General features: G+C 51.2%; 23 protein-coding genes and 1 tRNA gene. 11 read left to right on the forward strand and 13 right to left on the reverse strand.

Annotated elements, in window-relative coordinates:
• Positions 1–12 precede the first annotated feature (12 nt).
• Positions 13–618 (forward strand): hypothetical protein, encoded by a 606-nt coding sequence (locus tag DA718_RS10080; RefSeq protein WP_130624361.1) that lies wholly within the window; start codon positions 13–15, stop codon positions 616–618.
• Positions 619–633: 15 nt separating this feature from the next.
• Here the strand turns inward: DA718_RS10080 and DA718_RS10085 are convergent, their stop codons facing one another.
• From DA718_RS10085 to DA718_RS10125, 9 genes are all read right to left on the reverse strand, one after another.
• Positions 634–2,115, reverse strand: coding sequence for an EAL domain-containing protein (locus DA718_RS10085; RefSeq protein WP_407657793.1), 1,482 nt, complete (start codon positions 2,113–2,115; stop codon positions 634–636).
• Positions 2,102–3,007: a fimbrial protein gene (locus DA718_RS10090; protein ID WP_112216573.1), complete on the reverse strand. Its 906-nt coding sequence runs from the start codon at positions 3,005–3,007 to the stop codon at positions 2,102–2,104. The genes DA718_RS10085 and DA718_RS10090 overlap by 14 nt, the downstream gene beginning before the upstream one ends.
• A gap of 17 nt (positions 3,008–3,024) precedes the next feature.
• On the reverse strand, positions 3,025–3,528 hold the full coding sequence (gene fimG, locus DA718_RS10095) for a type 1 fimbrial minor subunit FimG (protein WP_112216572.1): 504 nt from the start codon (positions 3,526–3,528) through the stop codon (positions 3,025–3,027).
• 12 nt (positions 3,529–3,540) lie between these two features.
• Positions 3,541–4,068, reverse strand: a complete 528-nt coding sequence (gene fimF, locus DA718_RS10100; RefSeq protein WP_167492865.1) for a type 1 fimbrial adaptor subunit FimF — start codon at positions 4,066–4,068, stop codon at positions 3,541–3,543.
• 13 nt (positions 4,069–4,081) lie between these two features.
• Positions 4,082–6,709, reverse strand: coding sequence for a fimbrial biogenesis usher protein (locus DA718_RS10105; protein ID WP_112216570.1), 2,628 nt, complete (start codon positions 6,707–6,709; stop codon positions 4,082–4,084).
• Positions 6,710–6,784: 75 nt separating this feature from the next.
• Positions 6,785–7,474, reverse strand: a complete 690-nt coding sequence (locus DA718_RS10110) for a fimbria/pilus periplasmic chaperone (protein ID WP_376767697.1) — start codon at positions 7,472–7,474, stop codon at positions 6,785–6,787.
• Positions 7,475–7,540: 66 nt separating this feature from the next.
• On the reverse strand, positions 7,541–8,080 hold the full coding sequence (gene fimI / locus DA718_RS10115; protein WP_130624362.1) for a type 1 fimbrial minor subunit FimI: 540 nt from the start codon (positions 8,078–8,080) through the stop codon (positions 7,541–7,543).
• Positions 8,081–8,152: 72 nt separating this feature from the next.
• Positions 8,153–8,695 carry a type 1 fimbrial major subunit FimA gene (gene fimA, locus DA718_RS10120; RefSeq protein ID WP_110275408.1) on the reverse strand — a complete coding sequence of 181 codons (543 nt, stop codon included), beginning with the start codon at positions 8,693–8,695 and terminating at the stop codon, positions 8,153–8,155.
• Positions 8,696–8,735: 40 nt separating this feature from the next.
• Positions 8,736–9,236, reverse strand: coding sequence for a helix-turn-helix transcriptional regulator (locus DA718_RS10125; RefSeq protein ID WP_110275407.1), 501 nt, complete (start codon positions 9,234–9,236; stop codon positions 8,736–8,738).
• 784 nt (positions 9,237–10,020) lie between these two features.
• Here DA718_RS10125 and DA718_RS10130 point away from each other — a divergent pair.
• The gene (locus DA718_RS10130) at positions 10,021–10,842 is read left to right on the forward strand and encodes a winged helix-turn-helix domain-containing protein (RefSeq protein WP_112216568.1); all 822 of its coding nucleotides are present in this window, start codon (positions 10,021–10,023) and stop codon (positions 10,840–10,842) included.
• Complete coding sequence (locus DA718_RS10135; RefSeq protein WP_112216567.1) at positions 10,826–11,311, forward strand: FidL-like protein; 486 nt, start codon at positions 10,826–10,828, stop codon at positions 11,309–11,311. The genes DA718_RS10130 and DA718_RS10135 overlap by 17 nt, the downstream gene beginning before the upstream one ends.
• A gap of 132 nt (positions 11,312–11,443) precedes the next feature.
• On the opposite strand, the gene DA718_RS10140 is transcribed toward DA718_RS10135, so the two are convergent.
• Positions 11,444–11,519: transfer RNA gene (locus DA718_RS10140), tRNA-Asn, on the reverse strand.
• A 330-nt stretch (positions 11,520–11,849) separates the two neighbouring features.
• On the opposite strand from DA718_RS10140, the gene nac reads away from it, so the two are divergent.
• The 7 genes from nac (at position 11,850) to hxlB (ending at position 18,290) form a co-directional block, all read left to right on the forward strand.
• Positions 11,850–12,767 carry a nitrogen assimilation transcriptional regulator NAC gene (nac, locus tag DA718_RS10145; RefSeq protein ID WP_112216947.1) on the forward strand — a complete coding sequence of 306 codons (918 nt, stop codon included), beginning with the start codon at positions 11,850–11,852 and terminating at the stop codon, positions 12,765–12,767.
• A 229-nt stretch (positions 12,768–12,996) separates the two neighbouring features.
• Positions 12,997–13,947, forward strand: a complete 951-nt coding sequence (gene cbl, locus DA718_RS10150) for an HTH-type transcriptional regulator Cbl (protein WP_112216946.1) — start codon at positions 12,997–12,999, stop codon at positions 13,945–13,947.
• 87 nt (positions 13,948–14,034) lie between these two features.
• A complete protein-coding gene (gene ldtA / locus DA718_RS10155) occupies positions 14,035–14,967 on the forward strand; it encodes a L,D-transpeptidase (protein WP_112216945.1) in 933 nt (310 codons plus the stop codon).
• Positions 14,968–15,346: 379 nt separating this feature from the next.
• Positions 15,347–16,105, forward strand: coding sequence for a DeoR/GlpR family DNA-binding transcription regulator (locus DA718_RS10160; protein ID WP_112216944.1), 759 nt, complete (start codon positions 15,347–15,349; stop codon positions 16,103–16,105).
• 21 nt (positions 16,106–16,126) lie between these two features.
• On the forward strand, positions 16,127–17,068 hold the full coding sequence (locus DA718_RS10165) for a class I mannose-6-phosphate isomerase (protein ID WP_112216943.1): 942 nt from the start codon (positions 16,127–16,129) through the stop codon (positions 17,066–17,068).
• A gap of 20 nt (positions 17,069–17,088) precedes the next feature.
• A complete protein-coding gene (gene hxlA / locus DA718_RS10170) occupies positions 17,089–17,727 on the forward strand; it encodes a 3-hexulose-6-phosphate synthase (protein ID WP_110277382.1) in 639 nt (212 codons plus the stop codon).
• Positions 17,724–18,290: a 6-phospho-3-hexuloisomerase gene (hxlB, locus tag DA718_RS10175; protein ID WP_112216942.1), complete on the forward strand. Its 567-nt coding sequence runs from the start codon at positions 17,724–17,726 to the stop codon at positions 18,288–18,290. The genes hxlA and hxlB overlap by 4 nt, the downstream gene beginning before the upstream one ends.
• Positions 18,291–18,346: 56 nt before the next feature.
• Here the strand turns inward: hxlB and dctP are convergent, their stop codons facing one another.
• Positions 18,347–19,405 (reverse strand): TRAP transporter substrate-binding protein DctP, encoded by a 1,059-nt coding sequence (dctP, locus tag DA718_RS10180; protein ID WP_112216941.1) that lies wholly within the window; start codon positions 19,403–19,405, stop codon positions 18,347–18,349.
• A 48-nt stretch (positions 19,406–19,453) separates the two neighbouring features.
• Positions 19,454–20,044, reverse strand: coding sequence for a nuclear transport factor 2 family protein (locus DA718_RS10185; protein ID WP_112216940.1), 591 nt, complete (start codon positions 20,042–20,044; stop codon positions 19,454–19,456).
• A gap of 109 nt (positions 20,045–20,153) precedes the next feature.
• On the opposite strand from DA718_RS10185, the gene DA718_RS10190 reads away from it, so the two are divergent.
• Positions 20,154–21,041: a LysR substrate-binding domain-containing protein gene (locus DA718_RS10190; RefSeq protein WP_112216939.1), complete on the forward strand. Its 888-nt coding sequence runs from the start codon at positions 20,154–20,156 to the stop codon at positions 21,039–21,041.
• A 43-nt stretch (positions 21,042–21,084) separates the two neighbouring features.
• On the opposite strand, the gene DA718_RS30565 is transcribed toward DA718_RS10190, so the two are convergent.
• A complete protein-coding gene (locus DA718_RS30565; RefSeq protein WP_112216938.1) occupies positions 21,085–21,273 on the reverse strand; it encodes a hypothetical protein in 189 nt (62 codons plus the stop codon).
• Positions 21,274–21,518: the final 245 nt, after the last annotated feature.

Below are 21,518 nucleotides of genomic sequence, written 5' to 3' on the forward strand. Positions count from 1 at the left end.
GGGAGGCGAGTGATGCCCGTAAGAGATAAGTCATATCATATTATTACCGACAATTATTATCTGGGGAACGGTATTCTTTCGGTATTAACTGAGACCGTCACTGAAGTTGCTGCATGTTATACCACCTTGCTGGATGAAAAAGGGGGTAATCTTAGCGAGCTTCGGGAGAGAATAGCACAATACCCGGTGACCTTAATTATCCTGTCGGTGAGATGTATTCGGCTACGAAAAACGATTTTAAATGAATTGGGGATGTGCAAGGGGAATGTGCTGGTTTTATCTCCCCCTGGGTTATTCAGTCGGGGACAGCACTGGCTCGATATTCATGAGGTTGTTGTTATTCCAGAAAATATTTCTATTGGCGATTTTTTACAGTGTGTTTTCAACGCTAGTAGCGGATCGCTAAATATACGGATTAGCCGCAGCGAGTATTGTATTATTGAAAGTTTGCTTCAGGGCGGAGGGCTGAAGGAAATTTCACTGAAAACCGGATGCTCACCGCGATATGTTAATATCTTAAAAAACCGCCTGATGTCCCGTATTGGTGGATTGACGGGTGTGCATGGATTATTGCTGTGCTGGGATATTATTAGGATGAATCCGTTAGCGGGCCGCTGATCTGTTTATGTTTTATCAATACACGCCGGAGGATTGATAGTTAACCCCTGGTGAGATTTTCTGGATAAGATCCGCCACGTTGTCCCTGCTGACCGGTGGCGAGAGGTAATATCCTTGAAAGCGATTGATTCCCAGTGCACGTAATTGGTTGAATTTTTCCTGGCTGTCTACGCCTTCGGCAATGCAGCGGCTACCGGTAAGCTGGCAATAATAGATCAGACTCTTTATCAGAGTCAGCGCGTGCAGGTCGCACTGCATATCTTTCACAATACTCATATCTAACTTATATGCGTCGAATATGACCGTGCGCACCGGAAACATCACGCTGCTTTGTGAAAAGCAGTCATCCAACATGATACGAAAGCCGCGCTTGCGTAGTCGGGCGATATTTTCAGCTATTTTTCCATGTTGATTAGGGTCTATGGTTTCAGCAAATTCCAGCACTAGTCGGTCAGACATTCGGGGATGACGTAGCTGCTGACGCGCCGTTTCCATCATTCTGATCAGGTTTTCATTGTTGGCGATAGCGGTGGGAATATTCACCGAGAAATAACACTCGCCAGGATGCTGATTAATATTCTGTACCGCCTCCTGAAGCACAAACGCGGTCAGTACCAGCCATGCGTACTCAGAATGTACCTGTGGCAAAAAATCGCCGGCAAGCAGTACATCGCCATTCCGACGCCAGCGGGAAAGGATCTCTATTCCCCGTACCTGCAGATGCTCATCGGTGATCGGCTGGAAAACCGGGAAAATTTGCCGACTGTAAATAGCATGCACAAATTCGCGCTCAAAAGTGGACAGCGCGTTGAGGGCTTCATTTGTCGTTCCTTTGAGATGACCGCCGGGAAAACAAGCGGCCAGCTGAGGGTGGTGTTCCAACATCTTTTTCAGTCCTGCAGTTCTTTGGTTGTAGAGGGTTTTGTGGCTGATGCCGCGGCGTTTTGCCTGGACGATAGCGCTGTATTCACTGAATAAACCAAGAATGGCGTTGAGCTCCGGCCTGGTTAGCCCGCCGGGGCGTTTTCCACGAACTTGTGCCTCTTCGTCTGATAATTGCTCAAGTAAAGGATAGCTCTCGAGAATGTGGTCCTGAAGCAGTGCTGACAGGCAGGAGACGGGGAGGTCGGAGGCGGCGGCACGCACTTCAGAAAGCAGATGCCGGTCTGTAACCTGATGCAACAGTGTGTGCCACAGCCAGTTGGCCGGGCTGCGGCTAAGGAGCAACATTGGTAGCGGCATGTCGGAGTGCTCCAGCAGGTCTGCGGCTTGCCGTAGTGTGCTAAGGAGCTTGCCTGGCGCGTCGGGCAAAAACACCACGATACGGTGAACGTGGGTGTTGACGGGTATCACCAGGTCGTCAGAGGACAGCACCACGGGCGGCATCCCGCCTTCAATCATCATGGCGACTAGTCCCGTGGCGGCCAGCGAGCAGGGAGACAAGATATAATCCCCCCTCGACTCGCAGTCTGGTATGGGCGAATTATTCGTAAACAAAGGTCACCCCGATAATAGATTGCACGTTGCCCGCCGTCACCTGTCCACTGGTACGTGCATAGTTGGCGGTTAATCCCAGGCTGACCGCTGAGGTGCTCACGGATCCTAACGACACAAGGCTGTTAGCGGGAACGACACTGCCGTTACGCGTCAACTGAACACCAATTCCCTGGGCCGGGGAGGCCGACGCGGTATTAGTAAATATCGAATTAGCCGCGTTTTCCGTGGTGCCGGAGAGGTAATAACCCAGATTCTGGCTTTGTGCGCAGTAAACCGTCAGCGGAATTGCGGCCGAAGCGGGGTATTCCGGCAGCGTCACCGTCACATCGCGGGCAGAAACGTCGCAGCCGCCCGTCGGAACCACGACGTCGTTGTTGGCGTAAATATTCCACACGAACTGGAAGTCGTCGTTATCCTTGTTGTTGGTCTGACGCAGGATTAGCACGGCGATTAATGACCCGGCGGAAATTGCCACCCCGCCTGCGGTGCTGATGGGCGTCAGGTAGAGGACCGTAGGCCAGGGTTTATCGATCTTGGTATCATAAGTCATCCGCGCCGTTTCGCTGGTGGTTGGAAACGGATAGCTGGTGCCGTTGTATCTGACGGTACCGGAAAAGCTCGACAGCACGCCGCCGTATGCCGAGCCGCGCTGTAGCGTCACATAATCGATCATGGTGTCCGGATAGTCGTTATGGCAAAAAATCTGCGTTGAGAGATCTACCACCAGGTTCTGCCCGACGCTGACCGCTGGAGCGAGGTTGACGTAAACGTTCGCTGTACCACCGCCGATGGGGATGGTGACGCCAGCTGCGGTTTTGCAGGCGAATGACCAGGCGTTTAGCGACCAGCCCGCCAGCAGCAGCGTCATCAGCAGGGTTAATATTTTTCTCATTACTCTGTTCTCCTGGCTCAGGCGTAGGTGTAGGTGACGTTAATCACTGCCTGAATAGTTCCCTGGGTGGCCCCGCCGTTGACCGTCAGCGCTCTGACTTGTAGCGGGAAGCTGGCGGACTGGGTTGCATCATCCACCTGGACCTCTTTTTTCGCGCCGGTATTCAACGTGGTACCGCCGTCATCCTGCAGTTCAAGCTGGATATTTCCTGCGGTACCCTGATTTTTGTAGTAGCCAGTGGCATCTGCCGTGCCGCTGAAGCTGGCGGTGACCCGCGACGTGCCGACCGGGCAGTTGCTCAGGTTGAGCGCTACGCTGTGCCACGGGGAAGAGGAGCCGGCAGACACCAGACTAAAGGTGTAAAGATCGCCAAGATCAACGGTGGCGTTAAGAGTGGAAACCGTACAGGGTTTGGCCACCACTTTACCGTTAACGGTAATGGTGACGTCGGCGGCCTGTAGTGTTGGGGCGGTCGCTGCCAGCATCGCGGCCAGAAGCCATCCGGTGTGGGTAAATTTCATCAGCGCCTCCGGTTACTGAAATTCGAGAGTGAATGTTGCGGTTGCATTTACGTGTCCGGCGGTCACCGGTACCTGAGTGGCCATCAACCGGGCATAAAAGTTCAACGTGTTGGTCTGGCCGGGGGTCAGCGTGGTCCATGGGATCGTGGCTGACGTGGCGTTAAGCGGTAGCATTGTCTGCTGCGCGTCAAGGATCTGCACGCCCATGCCCGCTGCGGATGTTGCCCCGCCGTCGAGTTTTAGCAAGTCGGTATTGATGCTATCGGCAATACCAACAAAACCGATTTTCACCGCCGTGACCGAGCTGCCGCAGGGCGACAGGACGATGCGAAAGGGCACCAGGGGCGTGGTGGCTCCAGGCGCATGGAACTGCTTTGCGGCGTTATCCATCAGGTCAACGGTAAAATCCTTTGATTCAGCGGCGACTGCGCAGGCGTTATCGCGAACGTAACCGCTGATGGTGATGGTGCTGTCCGCCGCGCTGGCGTTGGCAACCACCAGCGACAGGACGGCGCACAGCAGATAAAGGGTTTTTCTCATCATCATGGTTTCCTTAGCGGCACTCGGCTGATAGCTGGCTCAGCATCTGGTTCTGGCTTTCCGGCGACAGGCTATAGTCGGCTTCGCAGCTGGCGTTCGGGCCTTCACCCCATTTCGCCTGCACTTTGCCGACCAACGGCATCCCGCTCAGATAAACCTGGCCGTTGTCGGCGACGATGCTGCTGCCCTGGTTGCTGTCCGAGGTGACCAGCGCGCCGAAGGGGACCGGTTTGCCGTTATAGATAAGCGACATCAGTAGCTTGAGCCCGACGTGAGCTTTAAATTCAGCGCGGACAATCGCCCCGTGGGTCGGGACCACGCTGGCCACCGCATCGTCCAGATCGACGTTATCGGCGAGGCTGTTGGTATTCAGCGCCACCCGGTTTTCCCGGTATTCGGTGGCGTAAGGCAGCACGGCGTAACCTCGCCAGTCGGTCTGAACCCCGGTCTGGTTTTCCACTTTCACATTGTCAGCACCGGGGGCTTTAATCAGCACCACGGTGTCGTTCATTGGTTGGCTCAGGGTGACGCCATCGGCATGGGCCAGTACGCCGCCGCTCAGACCGTAATAAAGCTGCTTGATGCCGTCGCTGCGGCTATAGCCGATATTGGCGTTGCCGTAGCCGCCACGGTAGTTCAGCGCGGTGTAGCCAGTCGCGCCGCTGTTGCCTTCGCCGCCGCCCGCGTAGCCGGTCTGCACGCTGTAGCTCAGGTTGTTATCTTCCAGCAGCGTGCCGTACAGGCCTGCGAGGCTGGTGGTCCGGCCGTTGAGATCGTTTGACATGCTGTAGCTGGCGCTGGCGTGTCGCCAGGCGGAGTTGCTGTCCGAGCGCATCCAGTGGCTGAACGGAATATTGACGTTAACCGCCAGCATCTGATCGCGCCCCTGCTGCCAGGCGTTTTTGGTCAGGCTGTAGCTCAGCGTCCAGTTAATATCGTCGACGGCGGCGTTCAGTCCAGCCTGTAGCTGCTGATCGGCCTTGCCGGTGCCCCAGTAGGTTTGATGGCTACCGCTCAGATAGAGGGTGGCGGTACGACCCAATTGTTGGGTGACGCTGAGCTGTACCTTGCCGCGCTTGTTGTAAGCGAGGTTGTAGTAGTCGGTGAACTTCGGCTTCACTTCAACCACGCCATCCTGCGTTTCGACGTTGTAGCCGCTCATCCGATTGTAGGTGGTATCGGCGAAGCTGAAATAGCCGCGCGTGGAGTAGCGATATCCCACCAGCTGGATATTGGTGCCGGTATCCGTGAGCGATTTGTTATACAGAAAGCGTATTGACTGCCCCTGATGATCGCTGTCATCGGGCAGAGTGGCGTTGGCCTGAGTGATGTCCACAGACAAGGCACCCAGTTCGCCCATATTTTTACCCACGCCGAGGTTAAAGGCGCGATAGCGGTCCGCCAGTTGGGTGCCGCCGTACAGCGTCCAGCCAGCCGGAAGCCCGTGCAGTAGGGTGCCCTGGAAGAATTTCGGTTTTTCCTGCTGGGTGCTGCCGCTGCGGTATTCACCGGTAGTGACGGCATAGCGGGTATGGCCTTCGCGCTGGAGCACCGGGACCGACGAGTAGGGGACACTGATGACCTGGCTGCTGCCGTCTGCCTCTTTGATGGTCACCTGCAGATCGCCGCCGCTGCCTGCGGCATAGAGATCGTTAATAGTGAACGGACCAGGCGGTACCGTACTTTGGTAGATCTCATAGCCGTTCTGTTTCACCGAGACCTGGGCCGTGCCGCGGGCAATCCCGTGGATTACCGGGGCAAAGCCCTTCTGGCTATCCGGCAGCATGTTATCGTCGGACGCTAACTGTACGCCGCGGAAGTTAATGCCGTCGAAAACATCGCCGTTGGTATAGCTGTCGCCGAGCGTCAGGCGTGAGCGCAGCAGCGTGATGTCACGCTCCAGCCAGGTGTTAACGTGCTGCCATTTGTTTTCACTGATCGACGAGCTACCGCTGCTGCTGTAGCTCCAGGTGGTGTTATCACGCAGGCGCCAGGCGCCCAGATTCAGGCCGCTTTGCAGGTTCAGGTAGGCGTAGTTGCTGCTGCCGCCCACGTCGTTGTGGACATTGTTGCCGGTGAAATTGTAGTTCAGCAGTCCGGCGTTAATTCCGTGGTCCCAGAGCTCAGGCGGAATATAGCCGCGGGCGCGGTTGCCCATAAATGCTTGGGGAACGGTTATCCAGAGCCGCTGCTGCCCGGCATCAAAGCGGGTAGTGGCGTCTTTTATCATCTCGGTCAACGGCACGCAGGCGTCCGCTGCCAGTACGTCGATTCCGGCAATGGCCAACGTATTGACGCCCATGCTGGCAAGCTGCCCACGCGTCAGGCAGGGGGCCAGTTCGTGGTTTTTTTCGTCGACATTAAAGGTGACATCGCGGGTGGTCATATACCCGTCATTCAGATAGATATCTGCGCGATAGGTACCTGGCGGCAACTCCTGGCCTTTTTCAAAACCGGAAAGATCCGCTACGGCTGCGGGATCGTCCGCCAGAAAACGCGGGTTAAAATAGAGTTCCGCCTGTGCATAAAAGGCTGGTGAGGCAAGTAAAAAGGCAAGAGGGATCTGCGCGAATATGCGCGCAGATCCTGGAGCAATGCGCCGGGTATCCAAACAGTCGAGTCCATATTTCAGATGTGACATAGTCCCTCCGGTCCAAAGTCGCCCGGCAATCAGTATATTTTCAGTTCAGGGGGGAGAGCGCGGCTCCCCGTTCAGTTACTGCATAGCGCCTTTCATACGCGGAGTCAGTGCGCCGTAGTCGTTGATCGTCCGATAGGTAATTTCGCTACCTGCATCGGAGGGTAACTGGACGGTGGTTTCGCCCATCGGCGGGACCAGCGCATTTTTCAGGATGCGGGTTCCGGCATTGAGCTCGGTAACCGTCTGAAAATAAGGCGTCGGATTAATCAGCGTGAGCGAACCCGCGCTGCGACGAAACTTCAGCTTTTCCGGAGCCTGATCCGGCGGCAGCGCCAGCTTTGCCGGGCGATAATAGAGCTTGATGCGGCTGATAATCGCCAGCTGCAGGGTATTGTCGCTGAGTTTCGATTTGTCCATCGACGGGATAGCTTTGACGTTCATCCAGAACAGGGTTTCCCGGTCTTGTGGCAACTGGTTATTGGTGGCATCAAGGATGCGCAGGGTGTTCTCCTTTTTCCCCTGCATGGCAAACAGCGGCGGAGTGATAACAAAACGTCCGTCTTTCACGCCATCAGCATTTTCTACCCAGGACTGAATCAGATAGGTGTTCTCGTCGTTATTGGTTACTGCCAACTGAACTTGCTTCTGCCCGGACGGATAAATGACGCGAGTTGCACCCAGCGCGACCCCAGCTTGCGCCTGCGCGGCGAAACCGGTGGTGGCGATCAGTAAAAGTCCTGCCAGTAAACCGCGCATCCCGCGCATAGTACCCAGTGTATTTTTCATGCTTACCTCTTTCTTACTCACTGTTATTCCTGTTACCGGTACTGATTACTGGTAGGTCAGGGAGAACCAGGCCTGAGCATTTGCTGCTCCTCCGGTGACCTGATTCCCGGTGGAACGATATTTGGCGACAAAATGCAGGGTAGTCGGACCCGTGTGCAATTGTGTCCATGATGCTGGTGGCGCATTGAGTGGGATCAGATTGCCTGTTTTATCAAACAGGGCCACGCCAATACCGGTGGCGATCCCCGGTCCTTCGCCCACCGAGAGCACGTCCGGGTTTTTACCGTCCGCGACGCCGTGAAATGCCACGCCAACGCGCTGGCTCACGGCGGTACTGCACTCCTGCAGGTGAATGTCGAAGGGGACGGGATTGGTATCCTCGCCCGCAGAATGAAACCGATTGCTGCTGATTTGCCCCATCTTGACCGTCATCTGCCGATCGCCCGCTTCAACGCGGCATGACTCGGCAATGACAAGCCCCTGGAAACGCATGCCACCGCCGGGCAGCATGATGTCCCACTGGTTACCGGCCAGCGCCAGCGGTGGGAGCAAAAATATCAACAGACCTGACTTCATCCTTTGCATCGTTATCACCCCAGTCTTAATTCGGATAACGGGCCATCCTGGCCCGATGTGCTTCCCTGCCTGATGAAGAAATTACTCGTACTGCACTTTAAAGGTAGCGTCAGCGTTAGCAGTACCCGCAGTGGCTGCACCTGTCGCGAAGTAGCGAGCCTGGAACGGGATGACGTTGGTGCCATCGTTCAGAGTGGTTTGCGCACCGAAGGTTGCACCATCCAGCGCCAGTGGCACACCGGTACGGTCAAGGATCTGCACGCCGACGTTAGTCGCGCCGCCCGCAGCGGAGTTCTGCAGTGCCAGTACGGTTGGGTTGGTGCTGTCAATCGCCGTGCCGGTGAAAGCGATGGCCGCTTTTTCGGAAACGGTGGTGTCACAATCATTCAGCTGGATGTTAAAGCCGACTGCAGAGCTGGTGCTGCCCGCGGTAGCGAGACGTGCTGAACGAACCTGGCCTAACTGAACGGTCTGGTCGATAGAACCGGCATCAACTGCACAGGCTGCGTTAACCACTTCACCTTTGAAATGCACCGTCCCGCCGTTCACCGTGGCATCCGCTGCCAGGGCCGCTGCAGAGCTCAGGGACAATGCTGAAATAACGATGAGTGCTAATTTGTTCATGGTAAATCTCCTGTTGATTAAATAATCCTGAAGCGGTGCTTCACTTAAAAAAACATTTGTTGTTAAAAAATAATTTTTGAAACGTAATCCTATTTCTACAACCCAGTTTATTCATCAGGTTGCGGCGATGCGTATAAATAGTCTTAAGTTTCACGCCAAATTCTTCTGCTATTTCCTGGTTGCTTTCCCCTCTGCTTAACATACTTAATATCTGCTTTTCACGCAGACTCAGATGGAATTTAGTATGATAGTTTCCCGACATCTCTTTCTTTAAGAAGAAATTCAGGATGCTCTTTGTGTTACTCTTTTTGTCTAGTACTGTTATTTTTTCAAACAGCTCCGACTTATAAAAGGCTAAGTCGCTGGATGCAAAGGCAACAATGTTCTTATTCGAAAAATAAATCCACTCCGAGCCTGAAAGATCATTGGAGTCCAGGTCTATAATCAAAAAGAAATTGTCAATAAACTCTACCCCAAGCAGTTCAATAAGGCCCCGGGTAAAATATTTATCCTTAGATAAAATATTAGTTGATAGATTCATATCTGAACGCAATCTCATCCTTGGGTTGACCTTTAACTCATCGTTATTAAAACCATTCAGCGAATTAGGAGTAATCTACCATCGCATATCGTTATGAGACACGCAGCAGATAAGCTAAAGGATTTAATGGCTATTAAACACACAGATTGCAGGGTTATATGTTGCTAAACTAGCTATCTGGTGGTTTAAAATCTCAAATTTCAATGTCCATAACGACTTTTATATAAATAAAATGATAGGATTTAGTTATCATTTTACGTAAAACAATAGGCATATTCTTTATATTGGAATTTTCTTAGGGAATATTCTTTCCTGCTTTCCAGTGTTTCTTATCATTAGTACGCTAAGAGCATATTTTTGTTCTTTTATACTCATATAAAATATCTTCATATTCCGCTCCGGGCATCTAATCCTGAAGAGGAAAATACCACCATAAATGCTATGTGTTATCATGAAATTAGTTACATGATGTTATTATTTTATGCTTATGTATTTGTCTCTTAATCTTCACCGCAGCAGCAGGCTTCTTTATCTCTGCTTATCGCGGCGTGGCCATGTTGTCTCCAGTGGAAGGTGAGCTCCGATAAGTCAGGCTGCCCCCTTGTTTCGATGAGAACAATAATACCACTGAATTTTTTATTGGTTATATGTATTTTGTTTTTTCGATTTTTAGATGTTATAATCTAATTTATAAGAAAATTATAATGGAATTCAGCATAAGATGCTGTTTATGCCAAATCTATGCGGATTGTGTGCGTCTGAAGATTATTTGAAAGGCTAGTATATGATCTACAAAATTCAAGGTACGATTCATTTCAGGAGTGATGACGGGCTGGTATGGCTCGATGATGACTCTAACGTCGCGCTAACAGCCACAACAAGTCGCCTGCTTAAATTCCTTTTAGACCATAGGGAGCGTGTGGTTTATCGGGATGAGATCCTTGAAAAAGTCTGGGATGCGCATGGGCTACGAACTTCCAGCCATAGTCTCAATAAGTATATTTCGGACCTGAGAGCCGTATTCAGGAATATGGGGTGTCCTGAAGAGGTTATTGTTACCGTGCCCAAAATTGGGTTCAGGGTATCTGAAAGCATTCTTATCGAAATAGTCGATAATTCGACTCCCGCAGTGGGCAGCGAAAGCAATACTGGGAACGATGATTTACTCGGCAACAGCAGCGAAGATAAGGGAAAATTTAAATCTTCTAAGGGCGTAGTGAAAAACGCTAGTTACGCGTTTCTTGCGCTATGCACTTTGGTTCTCCTTCTCTTAAGCGTTAAAAGTGATTTTTATCGCCAACTTTTTTCGGCAGATCAGGACGAGGTCTATTACCTCGGGGATATTGATTCTTGCCCGGTCAGAAGTTTTAGCGCTATACCGGGTGAACAAAAGCAGAAAATGATGGATCTGGCCCAGCAGCTTGTCGCAAAGCAGGGAATGCATTGCTCAGGCAACGGCGTTTTCTACTTTAGTGTCTCTGAGTCGGTATTAAAAGGTTATGAGGGAAGAGGGTTTTTGGCCCACTGCTTATACTCGAACGCAAAGAAGAAATATTTTTATTCATGTGAGAACTACTATAGGCCAGATTATGAAATTACAAAGTAAACTTAATAAAAGAAACATTTATATATTATCTTTTGCTTTGTTTATTGCTGTTGTTTTTGGTTGGCTAATGTATTTCTTTCATCACAAAAGTGATTTTGATTGCTCGGCTAACCTGAGGATTGAATCCGGCGCATCTGGTTTTGACGCAAACTTTAAAACTTTCTTGCTTATGAGGGGAAACAACTCCGGGTATTTTGATGTGTCCGGAAAGGTGGTGGTCGATGACGTGAGGTACAACGTTCAGAGATCGTACCATTTCAATTATGAAAAGAAAGAAAATAACATTTACCACCTGACCAATACCACCGTCTCGAAGAGGGATGCCGACAATATGCTCGAGGGCATGATGCAAAGGGTGTTTTTTAGTCCCGCTCCGGATTCCGGACGCTATATCAAGATTCAAAAGATGAAAAACGCCTATATCGTCCAAAGCCTGTATTCACCTTCGTTTATATGTGTATCTAATTGATATATTTGACTTATATTCCTCTCCGGGTACTAGGGAACGTACTATGGAGACTGTGAGGTTGTCGTCATCGATGATGTGGAGGAGTCAGAAAGCAAAAAGCCTGCTTAGTTTCCTAAGCAGGCTTTTTAAATTTGGCTCCTCTGACTGGACTCGAACCAGTGACATACGGATTAACAGTCCGCCGTTCTACCGACTGAACTACAGAGGAATCGTGTGAACGGGGCGCATAATAACGGTGACCACCCACCTTGTCAAAGCCTGAATCGCCAAAGTCCGTTCGTTTGCTGACTATTTCAGCATTCAGCCCATTTTTGCCTCTTCGCGCGTCAATCTGCACTGTCGTAGTGCATTTATACCCCTAATGGGGCATATCACAATCCGCTTACCGGGCAACAGAATCGTGGCTTGCTATCAGTATCCCTTATTACGCGGCTCACAGCGGCGTTTGCGCCGGGTATAAAAAACTGGCAAGCAAATTGCAAAACCTTCTGTATCTAAACAGCCAGCGTTGGCACTGGTGTTCCTTACAGGAGGCAAAATGAACTTAAGACGACTGAAGTATTTTGTAAAAATCGTCGATATCGGCAGTCTGACCCAGGCTGCTGAAGTCTTGCACATCGCACAACCGGCGTTGAGTCAGCAGGTTGCGACCCTGGAAGGCGAACTGGATCAGCAACTGTTGATCCGTACCAAGCGTGGCGTCACACCGACCGAAGCGGGCAAGATCCTCTATACTCATGCCCGTACCATTCTACGCCAGTGTGAACAGGCTCAACTTGCGGTCAACAATGTCGGGCAGACCCTGAGCGGTCAGGTGTCAATTGGCCTCGCTCCGGGAACGGCGGCTTCAGCTATTACCATGCCTCTGTTGCAGACGGTGCGTAATGAACTTCCGGAAGTGATAGTCTATTTGCAGGAAAGCAGCGGCACTATCCTCAATGACAAGCTGATTGAAGGGCAACTGGATATGGCGGTGCTCTACGAACGTTCCCCGGTCGCAGGGATCATCAGCCAGCCGTTGTTGAAAGAAGATCTTTACCTGGTCGGCACCCGAGACTGCCCGGGTCAGAGTATCGATCTGGCCGCCGTCGCAGAGATGAATCTGTTCCTGCCGCGCGATTACAGCGCTGTGCGTGCGCGGGTCACTGAGGCTTTCACTCTACGTCGTCTCTCAGCAAAAATTATTGGTGAAATTGAATCAATCACAACCTTAACGGCGGCGATTGCCAGCGGAATGGGTGTGACCGTATTGCCGGAGTCTGCTGCGCGTTCGCTGTGTGGTGCCGCTAATGGCTGGATGGCGCGGATCAGTACGCCGTCAATGAGTCTCTCACTCTCATTGAATATGTCAGCGCGTGGCAGTTTGTCGCCACAGGCACAGGCCGTGAAGGAGATTTTGATGTCGCTTGTGAGCCGTCCGTCGCTTGAAAACCGTGAATTGCTGTTAGTGAGTTAGTCTATACCCTAAATAATTTGAGTTGCTTAAAGGCGGCAAGAGAGTGAGTTCCCGGGAGCATAGATAACTATGTGACCGGGGTGAGCGAGCGCAGCCAACACATAAGCAACTTGAAGTATGACGGGTATATTCCTTAAAGGAATAAGTTGCTGGTTTTTATTATTTGTTAGCAAGGACAACAGACTTTAACAATAGAGCATATGTTATGTCTGATAGCCCGGAGGAAAGGGTGAATTTCCAGCAACTTAAAATTATTCGTGAAGCGGCCCGTCAGGATTACAACCTGACGGAGGTCGCCAATATGCTCTATACATCGCAATCGGGCGTCAGCCGTCATATTCGTGAACTGGAAGAAGAGCTGGGGATCGAGATCTTCATCCGCCGCGGTAAACGTCTTCTGGGGATGACAGAACCGGGTAAAGCGCTGCTATCAATTGCTGAGCGTATTCTCAACGAAGCCAGCAACGTCCGTCGTCTGGCTGACCTGTTTACCAACGATGCGTCCGGCGTCTTAACCATCGCGACGACGCATACCCAAGCGCGCTATAGCTTGCCGCCGGTGATTAAAGCTTTTCGTGAACTATTTTCTGACGTGCGTCTTGAGCTGGTTCAGGGGACACCGCAGGAAATTGAGACGCTGCTGCACAACGGCGGTGCTGATATCGGTATCGCCAGCGAGCGCTTGAGTAACGATCCGACACTGGTGGCTTTCCCCTGGTTCCGCTGGCACCACAGCCTGTTGGTGCCAAAAGATCACCCGCTAACTCAGGCTACGCCCTTAACGCTGGAAGCTATTTCCCGCTGGCCGCTGATCACCTACCGCCAGGGGATTACCGGGCGTTCGCGTATTGATGAAGCCTTTAACCGTAAAGGGCTGATGCCGGATATCGTATTAAGCGCTCAGGACTCCGATGTGATTAAAACCTACGTCGAGCTTGGCCTCGGAGTGGGGCTGGTTGCGGAACAGTCGGGAGACGTCCGCGAGTCTGACACCTTTACCCGTCTGGATACCCGTCATCTGTTCGATGCCAATACCGTCTGGCTTGGGCTCAAGCGCGGGCAGCTGCAGCGTAACTACGTCTGGCGCTTTATCGAGCTGTGCAATGCGGGGCTGTCTCTGGATGAAATTAAACGCCAGGCGATGGAACCGGAAGAGGCGGCGATCGATTATCAAATTTAGCAGGCTGATAATCAGGGTATGAGGTAGTAAACAAAGCTATAATTCATTCACGATTGTCGCCACAGAGGAAGGGAAATTGTGCGGCGTATGAAACTGCTTTGTTCTCTTATTATGATCCTCACCAGCCAGAGCGCTCTGGCGGTGAGCTACCCGTTACCGCCGGAAGGAAGCCGTCTGGCGGGCAGCCCGCTGACCATCACTGTTCCGCAAAGCAATACCCAGCCGCTGGAGGCGTTTGCCGCTCAGTACGGTCAGGGCCTGAGCAACATGCTTGAGGCCAACCCTGGCGTCGATGTGTTCCTGCCTAAATCGGGTTCCACGCTGGTGATTCCGCAGCAGGTTATTCTGCCCGCCACGGTACGCAACGGCATCGTGATCAACGTTGCTGAAATGCGCCTCTATTACTACCCGCCCGATGGCGCAACGGTCGAGATTCTGCCGATTGGCATTGGCCAGGCAGGGCGAGAAACGCCGCGCAACTGGGTGACCACGGTTGAACGCAAGCAGGAAGCGCCGTCATGGACGCCGACTGCCAATACCCGCCGTGAATACGCCAGTCGAGGAGAGAGTTTGCCCGCGTTTGTTCCGGCCGGTCCGGATAACCCGATGGGGTTGTACGCAATTTATATCGGCAGGCTCTATGCCATTCACGGCACCAATGCCAATTTTGGTATTGGCCTGCGCGTGAGTCAGGGCTGCATCCGCCTGCGTAACGATGATATTAAATACCTGTTTGACACCGTGCCGGTGGGGACCCGTGTGCAAATAATCGATCAGCCGGTGAAATACACCACCGAGCCAGATGGTAGCCGTTGGGTTGAAGTCCATGAGCCATTGTCGCGTAATCGTGCGGAATATGAATCCGATAGGAAGGTTCCGTTACCGACGACGACCGCCATTCAGGCTTTTGTAAAAGGTGAGGGTGTTGATATGAATCGCGCGGAGCAGGCGCTTGAGCGTCGTTCTGGTATGCCGGTGGAGATCGCGACGCCTTCTACCCACACCGGTAGTCACTTTTAACCTTTCCCTGAAACTGAACTGAGTCAATAATCCAAAGAAAGCGCCCTTTGTTGTTGGGCGCTGTTGGCTGTCAGGGGATTTACCGAACACGACTGCCCCTAAACCGCAATATTCCCTCCCGCTGAATAAAGCTCATCGTTTTTTGGGCGAAACCTGCAATTCAGGAAAATAAAATCTTAATCTCCTATAAATTTCATCCGCTTGTATTTTATCGTCTTATTTTAAAAACCAAATAAAACCAACTTAAAACAAAGTTATAGTATTTTGATATTTATGATTTTTTTAATTTATGCGTATAAAACCAAACTAACAATGCCTTGACTGACCGTGAATCAAAGATTAATAATTTTGTTATTGTTTGTTTTATCGCGGATGTTTTATGGCCAGGCCAATCGATCATGATCGTAAGAATCGGATTATCAACCATGTTGTTTCTCATGGTCATGTCAAAGTGAATGATTTAGCCGAAATGCTGGGCGTCACGACGGAAACTGTCCGTAAAGATATTGCCTGGCTTCAGGAAATGAAAATCCTTGAAAAGGGGCACGGATTTGTGACGCCTTCTAGTTCCTATCTTGAAAATCCTTATACCGTAAAGGAAGGGAAGGATATTGAGGCGAAAACACAAATAGCTTTGCTGGCTGCGGGTCTTATTCCTGAACGCGGAGTGGTCTTTCTTGATTCAGGCACTACCGTCGCGCAGCTGGCGAAACAGCTGAATTTACGCAACGACCTGACGATTGTGACCAATTCAATGATTGCTGCGCAGATTCTGCAAAATACCCGTAATCAACTTTTGGTTACCGGAGGGGAATTGCGCCAGACAAGTTATTCTTATGTCGGCAGTTGGGCGCGAAGAGCGCTTCAGCAGGTTAAAGTTGATATTGCCTTTATGGCTTGCGATGGTTTTCACCGCGAGGGACCGTCGATACGATCGTTTCGCGAGCTGGATATTAAAGAAACGGCTATGTCCTGTGCGAAAATGTCGGTACTGATGGCCGACAGTAGTAAATTTCAACAGGCCGGGATGTATATGTATTCATCCTTCAGCGCCTTTGACTCTTTTATCATTGAGCGTCCACTTAAAAAGGAAGAGAAAATGTTATTTCCTGAAACCCTGAAAATGTTACATCCATAAAATAGCAATCTGAGGTGATATATGGAAAAGCAACTTTTAAAAGTTGAGCCTTTCTTCGAGCCGCGTATATGGGGTGGAGAGAGATTGAAAGAACGTTATGGCTATAAAACAGAGATAACCCCCGTTGGCGAAGTCTATAATGTCGTGGCTTTGCCGGACCAGGCTGACTGTCTGGTGAGCGGCACGGGCAAAACGCTTTCACAGCTATATAGAGAAAAACCAGAATGGTTTAATTGTGATACTGCCCTGCTTCCGATTCGCGTCAATATTCTCGATCCGCTGGACGATCTGTCCGTGCAACTTCACCCGGACGATGCCTACGCGTTGCGGCACGATAGTTCTCGCGGTAAGCCGGAGGCGTGGGTCATTCTGGATACGCCTGCTGATGGTCGTATCGCCTTTGGGCATTATGCCAAATCGCGGGAAGAGTTTAAGCAGCTTAGTGAAAGCAACGCGTTTGATAAGCTGGTTCGTTATATCCCAGCCCAAAAAGACTGGTACCTGGATATTCCTGCCGGGACGCTGCACGCTATTGGCAAAGATGTTCTGACTTATAATATTTCGCGCAATGCAGACCTGACCTATCGCTTATTTGACTACCATCGCATCGATCCCACCACGGGACATGAACGTGAATTACATATTAAGAAAGTTATCGATAATGTCGTTGTACCAGACGCTAGCAAAAACTTTCAGTGGTTTGATAGTACTGAGGAGGCCGGTTGTATATTAACCCGCTACTGGAATGAACCGGGTCTGTACACATTAACTCGCCTGAAAACCGTAACCGAAGGTCACTATTCACAGCCTCGTTTTTCGTTTATTACCGTAGTTGAAGGTGATGGCTATATTAATGGTATAGAGATTAAAAAAGGCGAAACAATTCTTGTTCCCGATAGCTTTGGCGATCTCTTTTTTCAGGGGGGAATGGATTGCTTTATTGCCAGCTATGAAAACGAATAATATATCAAAGGAATATCTCCATGAAACTACAACTCGCTATTGATGAGCTGAATCTTGCTCAGGCATTATCCACAGTGAAAACATTAGAAAAATATATCGATATTATTGAAGTAGGGACGCCGTTTCTTATTGATGCCGGGCGTGAAGCCGTAAAACAGTTAAAAAATACATTTCCTGATAAAGAAGTACTGTGCGATGCCAAAATTATGGATGCTGGTGGTTATGAGGCAAAGCTGGCTTATGATGTTGGTGCAGATTACGTCACCGTTTTGGCCGTTACGGACGATCTGACTATTAAGGGCTGTGTAGACCAAGCTAAAAAACAGGGTAAGAAAGTACTGGTCGATATGATTTGTGTGACTGACTTTGCTTCCCGTGTCCCGACGCTGGAAGCGCTGGGCGTGGATGTTATCGCTGTACACACCGGGGCCGATCAGCAGGCAAGCGGTCGGACGCCTTTACAGGATCTGGCGGAACTGCGTCGTCATGTTAAAAAAACACAAATTGCTGTTGCTGGCGGCATCAGCAGTAAAACCATTAAAAGTTACCTGGCATTTCGCCCGGATATCGTGATTGTTGGCAGCGGTATCCTCAATGCTCAGGATCCCGAGCGAGAGGCACGGCTGATTGCCGGGGCTTTAAAGGAGGCTGCGCAATGAGCGACGTAATCGAGAACGTAAAGGAGATTCTTGGTGAGCTGACGCGTAATGCTGATTTGATTGAAGCCGAAGGGTTTAACTCATTTATGGATGAAATCGTGGCGGCCAGGCGTATTTTCCTCGCGGGCGCAGGTCGTTCCGGGTTGGTCATCCGCGCATTCGCCAATCGTCTGATGCATCTGGGTTTTGATGTTCAGGTAATTGGCGATGTGACCACCACCTTTGCGAAGGAAGGGGACCTGTTAATTATTGGTTCGGGCTCAGGTGAAACGCAGAGCCTGGTTGCGATGTCGCAAAAAGCGAAAAACAATCACCTCAACGTTGCGCTTATTACTATGGCTCCGGGGTCAACTATTGCAAATCTGGCCGATGCGGTTTGCGTGCTGCCTGGCGCTTCGCCGAAAGTCCTGGCAGGTGAGCCGCAGCGCGCAAGCATTCAGCCAATGGGCTCAGGCTTTGAACAGTTATCCCTTGTGGTCTATGACGCGATGATTATGACGTTAATGCTTCGTGTACATCAGACAAGCGATACGATGTTCGGACGTCACGCCAACCTGGAATAGATGCGTGAGTTGGATTCGCAGGCCCCCTTGGTATTGATGAAGGGGGCCTGCCAGTATCAAGGCGCTTTTTTCGGCATCGTTTCATCCATGATGGCGTTGACCTGCTCCATCACCGTTCCTGCATCTTTGACGCCTTTCGCTTCCTGCTCTTTTACCCACTTATCTTGCCCTGACTGGTAGTGGGTAGCGGTTTCCCATTGTGCGACCTCTTGCGGTTGCAGAACGCGCACCGTTGCGCCTGCTTTACGTAAGTCCTCTATCTGGGTGTTAAAACTGCTGTCCATCACCGACCCCAGGGATTGATATGCCGTTTGTGCAGCACGCTCAATGGCGGCCCGATCTTCAGAGGAAAGCGTGTTCCAGGTCTGTTTGTTCATTGTCAGAATATAGAGATGCCCCAGCCACAGATCTTTGGAGATCAGCACGTTGGGCGCGAACTGGTACGCTTTTAGATCGTAGCCGCTGTCTACGTTCAGCATCATGCCGTCGATAGCGCCGCTTTTCAGCGCATTGTAGGTTTCTTCACCCCAGGGCATGGTCACCGGTTTAGCCCCGGCGCTTTGCAAAAAGTCCCGCTGCCAGAAGCTGGCAGAGCGCCATGTCCCCCCTTTGATATCGTTCAGCGTCGCCATTGGCTTAGCACTGAAAAAGGACAGTGGGTAACCGGTAGCGAGAAAAATGCTTACCACGTTGTTTTTCTCAAGCTCTGCCGGGAATGCCGGGATATCAGCGTAAACGCGGCGGAAGAAGGCAACCTGTTGCTCACCGGCAGGGCCGACGGGAAAGCTTTTGAAGATCTGGTTGAGCGGCAGCGCGTCGGAGGCATATTCGGGCACGACAATCGCCATATCTGACTTCCTTTCTTTGCCGACGTTGCGTAACGCATCGTATCCGTTACTGAGTTCACCTCCCCAGTGCGCCTCTATTTTCAGTCGCCCGTCAGATTCCTTCTCAATGGCGGGGAAGAGCACGTCATTGATAAAGCGGGTGCGCATTCCTCCCAGCGGTTCATGGTCGCTGTAGGTCAGGGTTTGCGCGGCCGAAGTTGCGGTGGGTAGCAGTAGGGCGGCGAGCAGGATTGCCAGATATTTTCCGATTGGCTTATTCGGTTGCATACATTTCCTTTGCGTTGCTGATATTAATGAGGGGATGTTGGCGACCGATCAGATCGGCTGCCCGGACAGCCAGCGTTTCCCGTCAGCTTTCATTTGTTGTTCGAGAATACTACCGCGTGTGGCAAATACGCGCTGAACCGGAAAGCCGCTTTTTTCCAGCAGGTAAGCCAGCGCTGCGTATTCGCGCGGATATTTTTCCACCGCACTTTGGTCAACCGGGACCACGCCGAGCGGAAAAGTGAAGCTGGCCATATCGTAAATACTCTGGCGGTGAAACAGTTTCCATACGCCATCGCGCTTTTCCGCCATATCATAGAAGCGGTTATGACCAATGCAACCCAGATTCAACTTGACGTTTTCGCCGATAATCATCGCGTTGGTTTCAACAATCGCCCTTGTCGCCTCGGCATTGAAGGTCACCACCGGCGTACCGATCAAGTGTTTGGTGCGCACATCCGACGCTCCCATCCGCATTGAGCCGTCAACAAAATCGCTGGCGAGCCCCTCAAACCAGGTGATTTCGATGGTGCCGTCCGGATGAAACAGATTGCGCAGTTGGTCCCACTCACCCAGATCGCGATGCATCCAGCCGGTGAGAAGGTCGGTAATTTGCAGGCGATCGTTCAGGAGATTGTGCATAACATGTACTCCGGTTAGTTGACGGATTTCAGTTTCGTCGTGAATAGCGATAAACTCAAATAGATAGATATGACTGATTAATCATTTTATTTGATGATGGGGCTGACGCATGGACCTACGCCACCTGCGCTACTTTCTGGCCGTTGCCGAAGAAGGCCACTTTGGCCGCGCCGCCCAACGCCTGCATATCGTCCAGCCTGCGCTAAGTATGCAAATCAAGGCGCTGGAAGAGGAACTGGGCGGCCCGCTGTTTGTGCGCACCAGTCGCAAAGTCGAGCTGACCGAAGCTGGGCTGCTATTGCAGACCGAAGCACGGCGGACCCTGGAGCAGGCAGAACACACACGGCTAACCGTACAGCGATCGATACGCGGTGAAACCGGTCATGTGCGCGTTGGCTTTGCTGGTAATGCTGTATTTAGTGGCAGATTAACCAACGATCTGCGCGCTTTTCGCAGAACTTACCCCGATGCAGAGTTGGTGGTGAGTGAAGTCGCGCCTCTGTTGCAAGCCGATGCTATCCTGGCGGGTCAGCTTGACGTTGGTTATGCCCCCGATCACAGCAAGATCCATGATTCAGCGCTAATGGCTGAAGAGGTTGGTCTCTGGCACCGCCAGGTCGCGATGGCCGATGATCATCCATTGGCCAGCCAGGTGTCTCTGACGATAGCGATGCTGGTTGAGGAACCGCTCATTTTCTATGACACCCATGGTGCTGATGAGCCGCTTTATACGGCGCTCACTACGATTATGGGTCACGTCCCGCGTATTACCCATTGCACCGCGAGCACTCTTAGCGTGCTCGCTTTCGCCGCAGCCGGGCAGGGACTGGCGTTGGTGCCCGATCCGCTGAAGCATGTGGGTATACCGGGATTAGTGTATCGCCCGTTGGATGCGCCGGAACTGTCAGCTAATCTGATGCTTATCAGCAGGCGGAAGGAGAACAATGGCGCCGTGCAGGCATTTCTGAAGATAGCGCGTGAAAACGCGGGTCGGTGAAAACATCGCGTTGTTGATAGGGTAAAATGAACTCGGTCTATCTTTACGGTGTTAAGGAAATTACCCAGGGTTTTGCCGGAAAAATCGGTACATTCCTGAAAAGCAAAAAGCCTGCTCGAAAGCAGGCTTTTCTATGTATGGCTCCTCTGACTGGGATCGCCTTTGCCAGTAACTGGCTAATATGTAAGCTAAACCTGAATTCCCTTTCTGTCAAGACCACCAGAATGACCACCTTTCATTGAAGGTTTGCTGGAAGGAATAGTTGTGTTACTAAAGTAGGGAATATAATAACCTTGGTGACTATAGGCAAATGCTGTCCCTTGCTCTGCAACATCTTCAACGATTTCATGAATGAAAGTTACGGTGTGGGGGCTGCCCATTCTTTTGCATCTGCACGACTACCATAAACGCATCACGTTTGAAGTTTCATTAGCATCATAGAAAAGTTCAGTAAATTCACCGTTAACTTACTGTGTA

This window comes from Klebsiella huaxiensis (genome assembly GCF_003261575.2).
Classification (GTDB): domain Bacteria; phylum Pseudomonadota; class Gammaproteobacteria; order Enterobacterales; family Enterobacteriaceae; genus Klebsiella; species Klebsiella huaxiensis.

What these genes read in the sequence shown, in the direction of transcription:
- DA718_RS10080 (WP_130624361.1), top strand. Translation starts at nt 13, where the DNA reads ATGCCCGTAAGAGATAAGTCATATCATATTATTACCGACAATTATTAT.
- DA718_RS10090 (WP_112216573.1), bottom strand. Translation starts at nt 3,007, where the DNA reads ATGAGAAAAATATTAACCCTGCTGATGACGCTGCTGCTGGCGGGCTGG.
- fimG (WP_112216572.1), bottom strand. Translation starts at nt 3,528, where the DNA reads ATGAAATTTACCCACACCGGATGGCTTCTGGCCGCGATGCTGGCAGCG.
- fimF (WP_167492865.1), bottom strand. Translation starts at nt 4,068, where the DNA reads ATGAGAAAAACCCTTTATCTGCTGTGCGCCGTCCTGTCGCTGGTGGTT.
- DA718_RS10105 (WP_112216570.1), bottom strand. Translation starts at nt 6,709, where the DNA reads ATGTCACATCTGAAATATGGACTCGACTGTTTGGATACCCGGCGCATT.
- DA718_RS10110 (WP_376767697.1), bottom strand. Translation starts at nt 7,474, where the DNA reads ATGCGCGGGATGCGCGGTTTACTGGCAGGACTTTTACTGATCGCCACC.
- fimI (WP_130624362.1), bottom strand. Translation starts at nt 8,080, where the DNA reads ATGCAAAGGATGAAGTCAGGTCTGTTGATATTTTTGCTCCCACCGCTG.
- fimA (WP_110275408.1), bottom strand. Translation starts at nt 8,695, where the DNA reads ATGAACAAATTAGCACTCATCGTTATTTCAGCATTGTCCCTGAGCTCT.
- DA718_RS10125 (WP_110275407.1), bottom strand. Translation starts at nt 9,236, where the DNA reads ATGAATCTATCAACTAATATTTTATCTAAGGATAAATATTTTACCCGG.
- DA718_RS10130 (WP_112216568.1), top strand. Translation starts at nt 10,021, where the DNA reads ATGATCTACAAAATTCAAGGTACGATTCATTTCAGGAGTGATGACGGG.
- DA718_RS10135 (WP_112216567.1), top strand. Translation starts at nt 10,826, where the DNA reads ATGAAATTACAAAGTAAACTTAATAAAAGAAACATTTATATATTATCT.
- nac (WP_112216947.1), top strand. Translation starts at nt 11,850, where the DNA reads ATGAACTTAAGACGACTGAAGTATTTTGTAAAAATCGTCGATATCGGC.
- ldtA (WP_112216945.1), top strand. Translation starts at nt 14,035, where the DNA reads ATGAAACTGCTTTGTTCTCTTATTATGATCCTCACCAGCCAGAGCGCT.
- DA718_RS10160 (WP_112216944.1), top strand. Translation starts at nt 15,347, where the DNA reads ATGGCCAGGCCAATCGATCATGATCGTAAGAATCGGATTATCAACCAT.
- DA718_RS10165 (WP_112216943.1), top strand. Translation starts at nt 16,127, where the DNA reads ATGGAAAAGCAACTTTTAAAAGTTGAGCCTTTCTTCGAGCCGCGTATA.
- hxlA (WP_110277382.1), top strand. Translation starts at nt 17,089, where the DNA reads ATGAAACTACAACTCGCTATTGATGAGCTGAATCTTGCTCAGGCATTA.
- hxlB (WP_112216942.1), top strand. Translation starts at nt 17,724, where the DNA reads ATGAGCGACGTAATCGAGAACGTAAAGGAGATTCTTGGTGAGCTGACG.
- dctP (WP_112216941.1), bottom strand. Translation starts at nt 19,405, where the DNA reads ATGCAACCGAATAAGCCAATCGGAAAATATCTGGCAATCCTGCTCGCC.
- DA718_RS10185 (WP_112216940.1), bottom strand. Translation starts at nt 20,044, where the DNA reads ATGCACAATCTCCTGAACGATCGCCTGCAAATTACCGACCTTCTCACC.
- DA718_RS10190 (WP_112216939.1), top strand. Translation starts at nt 20,154, where the DNA reads ATGGACCTACGCCACCTGCGCTACTTTCTGGCCGTTGCCGAAGAAGGC.